Source organism: Methanocalculus natronophilus, assembly GCF_038751955.1.
GTDB lineage: Archaea > Halobacteriota > Methanomicrobia > Methanomicrobiales > Methanocorpusculaceae > Methanocalculus > Methanocalculus natronophilus.
Map to the genome: position 1 here is coordinate 122,626 of NZ_JBCEXH010000005.1, position 9,415 is coordinate 132,040.

6 protein-coding genes are annotated in these 9,415 nt (G+C 54.6%); 2 read left to right on the top strand and 4 right to left on the bottom strand.

The annotated features are described in order from the left end of the window. Nucleotides 1-10 precede the first annotated feature (10 nt). The gene (locus ABCO64_RS07470) at nt 11-1,765 is read left to right on the top strand and encodes a Fic family protein (protein WP_343089314.1); all 1,755 of its coding nucleotides are present in this window, start codon (nt 11-13) and stop codon (nt 1,763-1,765) included. After that, nucleotides 1,762-4,917 (top strand): type I restriction endonuclease subunit R, encoded by a 3,156-nt coding sequence (locus ABCO64_RS07475; RefSeq protein ID WP_343089315.1) that lies wholly within the window; start codon nt 1,762-1,764, stop codon nt 4,915-4,917. Before ABCO64_RS07470 ends, ABCO64_RS07475 begins: the two co-directional genes overlap by 4 nt. 267 nt (nt 4,918-5,184) lie before the next feature. Here ABCO64_RS07475 and ABCO64_RS07480 read toward each other — a convergent pair whose 3' ends face one another. The 4 genes from ABCO64_RS07480 to ABCO64_RS07495 all read right to left on the bottom strand — a co-directional run. Further along, nucleotides 5,185-5,691, bottom strand: a complete 507-nt coding sequence (locus ABCO64_RS07480) for a hypothetical protein (RefSeq protein WP_253461031.1) — start codon at nt 5,689-5,691, stop codon at nt 5,185-5,187. A 230-nt stretch (nt 5,692-5,921) separates the two neighbouring features. Then, nucleotides 5,922-6,479, bottom strand: a complete 558-nt coding sequence (locus ABCO64_RS07485) for a hypothetical protein (RefSeq protein ID WP_253461028.1) — start codon at nt 6,477-6,479, stop codon at nt 5,922-5,924. 359 nt (nt 6,480-6,838) lie between these two features. Further along, nucleotides 6,839-7,993 (bottom strand): Coenzyme F420 hydrogenase/dehydrogenase, beta subunit C-terminal domain, encoded by a 1,155-nt coding sequence (locus ABCO64_RS07490; RefSeq protein ID WP_253461049.1) that lies wholly within the window; start codon nt 7,991-7,993, stop codon nt 6,839-6,841. A 5-nt stretch (nt 7,994-7,998) separates the two neighbouring features. Beyond that, nucleotides 7,999-9,415: molybdopterin oxidoreductase family protein (locus ABCO64_RS07495; RefSeq protein WP_343089316.1), on the bottom strand; the 1,417-nt coding region annotated here is incomplete at its 5' end.

The following is a 9,415-nucleotide window of genomic DNA, read 5'->3' on the forward strand; positions in this document are numbered from 1 at the left end:
AGCACCCCCCATGACCACCCCCGCCGATCTCAGCATCCTCCTCCAGGAGGGCGAAGGCGTCACGCTCGAGTACAAGGAGCGAGTGAACGACTCCTTCGCCCGTGAGCTTGTCGCCTTTGCCAATACCGCCGGGGGCCGTGTCCTCCTTGGGGTGCGGGATGACGGGACCGTGAAGGGGATTTCGGATACCAATGATCTCCGTGCCAGAATTCAGGATATCGCCCGGAAATGCGATCCCCCGGTAAAGGTTCTGCTTGAGCGGATCGGCGAGGTGACGGTGGTGACCGTCCGGGAGAGTACAGAGAAGCCGGTCCAGTGCAGTGACGGCTTCTTCTGGCGGCTTGGGGCGGTCTCGCAGAAGCTCTCCCGGAATGAGATCCGGGATCTCTTCCAGCAGGAGGGTGCGATCCGGTTCGATCACTCCGTCTGCACCCGGTTCTCCTATCCTGAGGACTTTGATACCGATAAATTCAGGAACTGGCTTGGAAAGAGCAGCATCTACCGGGATGGATCGGTCGAGGATGTCCTCGTCAATATCGAGGCGGCAGAACGATCAGGGGGGAGGCTCCTCTTCAGGAACGCCGGTGTCCTCTTCTTTGCAAAAGAGCCCCGCCGGTTCTTCAACCAGGCATACATCACCTGCCTCCTCTTCAAAGGCACTGTCAAGGTCCATATCCTTGACCGGAAGGACTTCGACGGCGGCATCATCGCGGATATCGAGGATGCACTCCGTTTCATCGAACGGAACACACGGACCGCATACCGGATCGAGAAACTCCAGCGGGAGGATATACCCGAGTACCCGATGGCAGCACTCCGGGAGGCGATCACAAACGCCGTCATGCACCGGGACTGGTTCTTGGAGGGCGCAAATGTCTTTGTGGAGATATTCACTGATAGAATCGAAGTCTCAAGCCCCGGCGGGCTCCCAAAAGGGATGCAGGTTTCTGATCTTGGCCATAAGAGTGTCCGGAGAAATCCACTCATCGCTGATCTCCTGCACCGGATTGCCTATATCGAAAAAGCCGGAACAGGGATCAAGCGGATGCGGGACGGTGCAACAACGCTTGGCTATCCTGCGCCGGAATTCAGATCAGACAGCTTCTTTTCGGCGATATTCTATCCAATGCCGATTGGTGAGATGGAAAAGGCCGGTGAGGAGACAGGTCGGTACCATGCAAGTACCCCGCAGGTACCCCGCAGGTACCCCGCAAGTACCCCGCAAGTTGTTAACATATTACAAGCCGCATGTGATGAACTCAAATCACGTGATGAGCTTCAGGAAGCTGCGGAACTCAAAGATAGAGAGAACTTCCGTAAAAACTACTTAAAACCCCTTTTAGAAGACGGTTTCCTTGAACCAATGATTCCAGATAAGCCAAGCAGCTCAAACCAGCGGTACCGCACAACCGCCGCCGGACGTGCATTTATCGAAGCGGCTTCGGAGGAGAAGGCCGGTGAGAAAACACGCAGGCACCCCGCAAGTAACCCGCAGGTACCCCGCAGGTACCCCGCAGGTACCCCGCAAGTTGTTAACATATTACAAGCCGCACGTGATGAACTCAAATCACGTGATGAGCTTCAGGAAGCTGCGGGACTCAAAGATAGAGAGAACTTCCGTAAAAACTACTTAAAACCCCTTTTTGAAGACGGGCTCCTTGAACCAATGATCCCAGATAAGCCAAGCAGCTCGAAGCAGCGGTACCGCACAACCGCTGCTGGGCTGGCTCTCATCGAAGCAGCTTTGGAGGAGGAGGAGAGATGACACCGGCAGGGTATACGGAAGACGAACTCGTTGAGAAGCCTGCAATTGAAGTCTTCAGAGAGCTCGGGTGGGAGGCGATCAACGCTTATGACGAGTTCGATCACGGTGTCAGCACCCTGGGCAGGGAGACGAAATCCGAGGTCATCCTCAAGAGAAATCTCCGGGATGCCCTGCTCCGGCTCAACCCGGATGCCCCGCTGGAGGCGATCCATGAAGCCATTGCGGATCTCACCCGTGACCGCTCCCTGATGAGCATGGCCGCCGCCAACCAGGAGATCTATCACCTGCTGAAGAACGGCGTCCGGGTGCCGGTTCCGGACCCCGATGGCGATGGCGAGACGATTGAGCATCTCCGGATCATCGACTGGGAGAAGAGCAGAAACAACGACTTCCTCCTCTGTTCCCAGTTCTGGGTCACCGGGGAGATGCACACCCGGCGGGCCGATCTCGTCGGGTTCGTCAACGGCATCCCCCTCCTCCTGATCGAGCTGAAAGCCGCCCACCGGAGGCTTGAGACGGGATTTTCAGGCAATATCCGGGATTACAAAGACACCATCCCCCAGCTCTTCCGGCCAAATGCGATGATCATCGTCTCCAACGGGAGCCAGAGCCGGGTCGGGAGTGTCACGGCAGGGTGGGAACATTTTGCAGAATGGAAGAAGGTGGGGAGCGAGAGGGAGCCGGGGCGTGTCTCGCTTGAGACGATGCTTCATGGGATCTGTGCACCGGACCGCCTCCTCGATATCGTCGAGAACTTCACTCTCTTCCAGGAGATCCCGGGGGGTCTCATCAAGCTGGTAGCAAAGAATCACCAGTACCTCGGGGTCAACAACGCAATCGATGCCCTCACAGATATCCGTGAACATGATGGAAAACTGGGTGTCTTCTGGCATACCCAGGGGAGCGGCAAAAGCATCTCGATGATCTTCTTCTCCCAGAAAGTGCTCCGTACCATTCCCGGCAACTGGACATTTGTCATCATCACCGACCGGCAGGAACTTGATAACCAGATCTACAAGAATTTCGTATCAGCAGGAGTCGTAACCGAGAGAAGAGCAAAGGCAGATAGCAGTCGCCACCTCCGCCAGCTCCTCACCGAGGATCACCGCTACGTCTTCAGCCTCATTCACAAGTTCAGAACTGAAAAAGGGGAGAGCCACCCTGTGCTCTCTGAGCGGGATGATATCATCGTCATCACCGACGAGGCGCACCGGAGCCAGTACGATACCCTCGCGCTGAATATGAGAACAGCTCTCCCAAACGCCTCCTTCCTCGCCTTTACCGGCACCCCCTTAATCATCACCGAAGAGAAGACCCGGCAGGTCTTCGGCGAGTATGTCAGTGTCTATGACTTCAAGCAGTCGGTCGATGACGGGGCAACGGTTCCACTCTACTATGAGAACCGCATCCCGCAGCTCCAGCTGACAAACGAGAACCTGAATGCAGATATGGCAGAGCTCCTTGAAGCTGCTGAGCTTGACGAGGGACAGGAGAAGAAGCTTGAGCGTGAATTTGCACGTGAATACCACCTGATCACACGGGATGACCGGCTTGAGGCAATTGCACGCGATATCGTCGATCACTTCACAGGACGTGGCTTTCGAGGCAAGGCGATGGTGATCTCAATTGACAAGGCAACTGCCATCCGGATGTATGAGAAGGTCAGGAGCTACTGGGATACCAGGATCAATGAGCTTGTTGCAGAAAGTAACAAAGCAGTTCCCGAAGATCGAAAAGAGATCCTTGAGACGATCGCCTGGATGAGAGAGACGGATATGGCGGTCGTCGTCTCGCAGGGGCAGAATGAGATCAGCGAGATGTCGGAGAAAGGGCTTGATATCCGTCCACACCGCAAGCGGATGGTTGAAGAGGATCTTGAAAAACGCTTCAAGCAGGCAGATGATCCCTTCCGGCTGGTCTTTGTCTGTGCAATGTGGATAACCGGTTTTGATGTACCAAGCTGCTCAACCCTGTATCTCGACAAGCCGATGAAAAACCACAGCCTTATGCAGACGATTGCACGGGCAAACCGGGTCTATCCCGGGAAGGTGAGCGGATTAATCGTCGACTATGTGGGAGTGTTCAGGAATCTTGAGAAGGCCCTCGCCATCTATGGTGCAGGGGGAGAAGGCGATAATCCTGTGGAGGATAAATCTTCCCTCATTGTTGCCCTTCAGACTGCAATATCCGAGACCCGGAGCCTCTGCATGGAGCATGGTGTCGATATTGATGCGATTCAGGCTGCCGAAGGTTTTGAGAGAATCGCCCTGAAGGATCAGGCTGTTGAAGCCCTCCTTGTTTCAGAAGAGGTCAAACGCCGCTTCCTCGATTGGGCAAGCACTGTCTGGCGGCTCTATAAGGCGATCCTCCCCGATCCGGATTCCAGACGGTTTTCCACCCAGGTCCAGCCAATCCGATTCATCGCAGACGCAATCCGCTCGCTCATCATGCCTGTGGATATCTCCAACGTGATGGAGCAGGTGGAGAATCTGCTTGACCGCTCAATTGCAACCGATGGCTACTACATACGGGATAATGATCAGGAATCAGACCAGGATCTCTTTATTGACCTCAGCAAGATAGATTTTGAACAGCTTGGCGGGATCTTCAAGCAGGGGAAGAAACGGACGATAAACGAGAGGCTGAAAGGAAAAGTTGCTCAGAAAATGATGAAGATGATCAGGCTCAACCGCACCCGGATGAACTATCTTGAACAGTTCCAGAAGATGATCGAGGAATATAATTCCGGGAGATTAAGCGACGAGGAGCTCTTCCACCAGCTCGTTGCCTTCACAAAGAGCCTGAATGAGGAGGAGCAGCGGACAGTCAGTGAACAGCTGGATGAAGAGGAGCTTGCCATCTTTGACCTGCTGACAAAGCCAACAATCGAGCTCTCAGCTTCTGACAGGAAGAGAGTGAAGGCAACCTCGAAGAAGCTGCTTACCACCCTGAAGGAGGAGAAGCTGGTTCTTGACTGGCGTAAGCGCCAGCAGACGCTCTCAGATGTCCGCCGTACCATAGAACAGATGCTGGATGAGTGCCTGCCGGACATCTACACGACAGAACTCTATGAAGAGAAGACGGTTGCCGTCTTCCAGCATGTCTATGATGCGTATTACGGGGCCGGGCAGAGTGTGTATGCGGCGGGGTGAAGAGTGGTTGCATAAAAAATAAGTAAACATATCTATATGCATACTACTGGATCTGTGGTCTATTGGTTTTTATCCTTGTTTTTCTAAGCCGGTAAATTGCATACGTTCAAGATATCTTTTCCGAATCTCCATTGCAACACCATCCCCAAACCCCCACACAATTCACCCCCGGCCTATAGAGGATTTATATACAATAATACGAATAAGAGAAGCCACCCGGCAAATCAAAGAAGAAGGAGGGAAGGGAAGGGAAAAACCCATTCTCTTCTAGCAGAGATCCGGAACGGTATCTGCCCACTCCTCCACGGTGTTCATAATGGCGTTGTCCTCAAAGCTCGTGAGCCTGACAACCCGTCTTGCAAATGTGAGAGCATAATTCTCCCCATTCGGATCGCGGCACCTGAGCTGGCATGAGTAGCTGTCCCGTGCAGCATCCCTGTGGGGAGTGCCACCCACTGCTGCTGTCAGGGCAGCATTGTCAAGGACAGCTCCGGCAGCCGCATTCATCCCGGCAGTTGTCTGTGCAGTCACGGTTGCGGCACCAAGCCGCCTCCCCTCAGCATCCAGGTATACGATCCGGGCCGTATACTGCTCACGTCCACGGGTAACCCCGGGGATCGTCTCGCCGCCCTGTTCGTAGGGGACACAGCCAAACGGGTTATCTGCAAGCACGGATCCAACCACGGTATCAAATGCCGCGGTATCGACAAACGGTGTCGGAAGGTTCCGGACCGCTGTCTTGTTGTTTCGTATCTTTACAAAGTCGACAGACATTGTTCTCAACTCGATGCCAGGGGAGGGGATTTGAGAGATGCATTGCCTGCATACCTCCGGACCTCCCTGCTCCCCCGGCACATACACTGTTGGCATACCCGGGTATTGGGAGTCAGCCGACTCCGGAGATTGGACGTGTTTTTTTCCTGGAGACACCGCCTGGAAGGTGGGATGAAAAAAGAGGTTTCTGAAGCAGAAGAGAGTCCTGTTGCTCAAAAAAGAGATGAATGTCACGAAGACCTGCATCCACAGGAGCATCTCTTCCGGTACAGATAGTACCCAAGGCAACAGACAAGAATGATACCGGCACCAAGACCGGCAACAAGACCCATGCTCAGGTGACCTTCCTCAACCTCGACCTCAATCTGGCCGGATTCCCAGACCACGTTTCTTGTTGACTGTTCAAGCAGCTGAAAGACAACATAGGTGTCGCCTTCATGATCACCATAGATATGCACATGATCGCCGTGATCCGAGACACGGGCAAATCCGGCTGGTGCACCATCTGCTATCCGGGCGGACATCGCATAGATGCCATCCGGATTCCTGCTGCCGTGGTACAGCGGAATAAATGCTCCGTCTTCTCCAATGAAGTTCGCCATCAGCTCGATGTCATCGCCCTCATGGATGTGCGGGAGTTCGCCATGCCAGTGGTCATCATGGAAATCCGCAACCACATTTCCGGTGCTCCGGTCAATGATCTCAAGTTCTGCGACCGTTACCTGTGCCGAGGCAGCACTACAGAAGAGGAGTGCTGCAAGCAATACAATTATGATATTCCGAATCATGGTTCATCGTGTCCTGATACGCAGAAAGCGGGTCACAGCAAGCCTTTTTTCAGGGCCACAACACCGCCTGCATCACCACCCTGAGAATCAGGGTTGGTGGATCATTCATTGTCTATTCGGGCATAATGAGAAATCGCCAAAAAAGGTTCGCTTTGGAGAAGAAAAGAGAGATTCTCTCGATTATAGCAGTTTTTCCAAAAATTATGAGGTTTTGCGGACTCAGGCCGGATGCAAGAGTCTCGTCCACACTGACTCCTGTTCACTCCAGGAGAAGGCAGCCGGCGAGGCATGACAACCCGGAGGGGGGAGAAAGAACCCCCCTCTGGTTGGTATCGTGCCAGTATTCCGCACAGAATACGTCAGTTTCTATATGACGATGTCCCGAGTTTTGGATCAAAGACAGAGTCCGCTTCTGCCCTGATCGCATGCGAGTAGAGGGCTAGCGGGATATCCATTGCACAGAGTTCCTCGCACTGGCCGCAGTTGATGCAGGAGTCTGAGATATGGGCAAACCTCCGCATATGGAACATCGGCGGCGGCGGCACCTGGCCGGGACGGACCATTGGTGTTCCGGACTTCAGCTCTTCCTCCTTTGTCATGCAGACCGGGCAGTTCTCAATGCAGGAGTAGCATTTGATGCACCGGGAGGTCTCTTCGTTGATCGCCTTCCAGAGCTCGTCTGAGAGAGACGCAAAGTCCTTTGCCCTCCATTTCTGGCCAAGCTTCAGCATCGAATTCTCGACCTTCTCACGGATCGCAACGCCTTTTGGATCTGCTGCTCCGGTTTCGAGTACACCAGCCTGTACCGCACCATCAACAAGCTGTGCACCTTTCTGAGAGCAGACCTCGACAAAGGTCGCCTTCCCGGCCTTGTCACCGAGAACGCCCCAGTTTCCGCAGGCAAGATCTGCCTGGCGCGGGATCTTGTAGAGGCACCGGCGGCAGTTGCTCCTCCGGCCATAGCCTTCCTCTTCAAGTTCATCAATGGAGATGCCTTTGTGTTCACCGTCTTTGGTGATGACGATGAACTGGCCCTTGTCGATCTCCTCTTTCACAACATCAGCAGGGTCAACACCGAACTTCTCCCTGATCATCTTTGTTGCGTCGATTGGTGCTACCGATCCGCCGCAGTTTAAGCCGATCATGATGATGTTATCCATATTGACCTTGTTCCGCTTCGCAAGCTCAAGGATGCCCATTGTGTCGCACCCTTTCACGGGAAGTGCATACTTCTTCCCGTTTGCTCCCTGCAGGAACTTTGTGAGGATTTTTGAGAGGAGGAGCGTTCCACAGTGGAGCGAGCCCGCACCCTTCTCGATCTCGGCTGGATCGGTGACGACCTCAATTGTGGCATCATAGACATCCGCACCCTTCTTCACAACCAGCACACCATCAACCATCCTGCTCTCAAGGGCATGCTTCAGCAGTGTTGTCACTGCACCGCCGCACTCGCCTTTCTCAAGGCATGCAGCATCTGAAGCCCATGCATATATCATATCGCCTTTTGCTACCATCGTCATCAGGCCTCCTGGATCTTTTCAACGGTGACAGCACAGGCCTTGAACTCCGGAATCTTCGATACAGGATCGAGAGCATCGTTTGTCAGGACATTGGCTGCACATTCTGCGAAGTGGAACGGCATGAACATGACACCCTGCATGATGTCTTTGGTGACACGGGCAGGCACCTTGATCTCGCCACGACGGGTCTTTGCGATGATCAGCTCGTTGTCAGCGATACCAAGGTCTTTGGCATCATCGACATTGATCTCGATCCAGCCGGTCGGAACTTCGCTGTCAAGTGTTGAGGACCGCCGGGTCATACCACCGGTGTGCCAGTGGAACAGGGTACGGCCGGTTGTCAGGATGAACGGATACTCGGCATCCGGAACTTCCGCAGCAGGCTTGTAGCTGATCGCTGTCATCAGGCCTTTGCCATCCGGCATCGCGCCAAACGAGGCGCCGTGCAGGATCGGGGTGCCCGGGTGGTCGGCTGCCGGGCAGGGCCACTGCAGGGCTTCCGGTCTGTTCACACGGTCATATGACATCCCGGCATACTGCGGGGTCAGTTGCGCAATCTCCGTGAAGACATCTTCAGCATTCTGCCACGGGAACTGGGCCGCATATCCCATCTTTGCCGCAAGGCCGGCGATGATCTCCCAGTCGCCACGGGCCTCGCCGGGCGCGTCCTGGGCCTTCCGGAGACGCTGGACACGGCGTTCGGTCGAGGTCTGGGTCCCGTCCTTCTCGGCGAAACAGGCGGCAGGCAGGACAACGTCGGCCATCTCGGCGGTCTCGGTCATGAAGATGTCCTGTACCACAAGGAACTCGAGTTTCTCGATTGCTTCCTTCACATGCGAGAGGTTCGCATCTGAGAGCATCGGGTTCTCGCCCATGATGTACATGCCTTTCAGTTCGCCCGGTTTCTCGTTTAAGGTCTTGAGCATGATCGTGACTTCATACCCGTTCTCGGCCGCACTGATACCATCTGGGAAGCCCCAGGCATCGGCAAACTTCTTGTGGGCGGCTTCGTCAATGACTTTCTGGTATCCTGTGAAGACCACAGGCAGGCAGCCCATGTCGCAGGCGCCCTGCACATTGTTCTGGCCACGGAGCGGGTTCACGCCCGTGCCGGGACGGCCGATGTTGCCAGTCAGCATCGCAAGGTTTGCAATGGACTTGACATTGTCGACACCGGTGGTGTGCTGCGTGATACCCATTGAGAAGAGAAGCGAGGAGGCGCCGCTTGTTGCATACCATTCGGTGGCCTGTTTCAGCTGGTCTGCCGGGATACCGGAGATCTTCTCGACGTTCTCAAGCGAATACTCGGGTTTCATCACTTCTTCTTTCATCGCTTCGTAGTCGTTTGTACGGTTCGCGATGAAATCCTTGTCTTCCCAGCCGTTTTTGATGATCTCCTGCATCATCCCATTGAAG

What these genes read in the sequence shown, in the direction of transcription:
- ABCO64_RS07470 (WP_343089314.1), top strand. Translation starts at nt 11, where the DNA reads ATGACCACCCCCGCCGATCTCAGCATCCTCCTCCAGGAGGGCGAAGGC.
- ABCO64_RS07475 (WP_343089315.1), top strand. Translation starts at nt 1,762, where the DNA reads ATGACACCGGCAGGGTATACGGAAGACGAACTCGTTGAGAAGCCTGCA.
- ABCO64_RS07480 (WP_253461031.1), bottom strand. Translation starts at nt 5,691, where the DNA reads ATGTCTGTCGACTTTGTAAAGATACGAAACAACAAGACAGCGGTCCGG.
- ABCO64_RS07485 (WP_253461028.1), bottom strand. Translation starts at nt 6,479, where the DNA reads ATGATTCGGAATATCATAATTGTATTGCTTGCAGCACTCCTCTTCTGT.
- ABCO64_RS07490 (WP_253461049.1), bottom strand. Translation starts at nt 7,993, where the DNA reads ATGGTAGCAAAAGGCGATATGATATATGCATGGGCTTCAGATGCTGCA.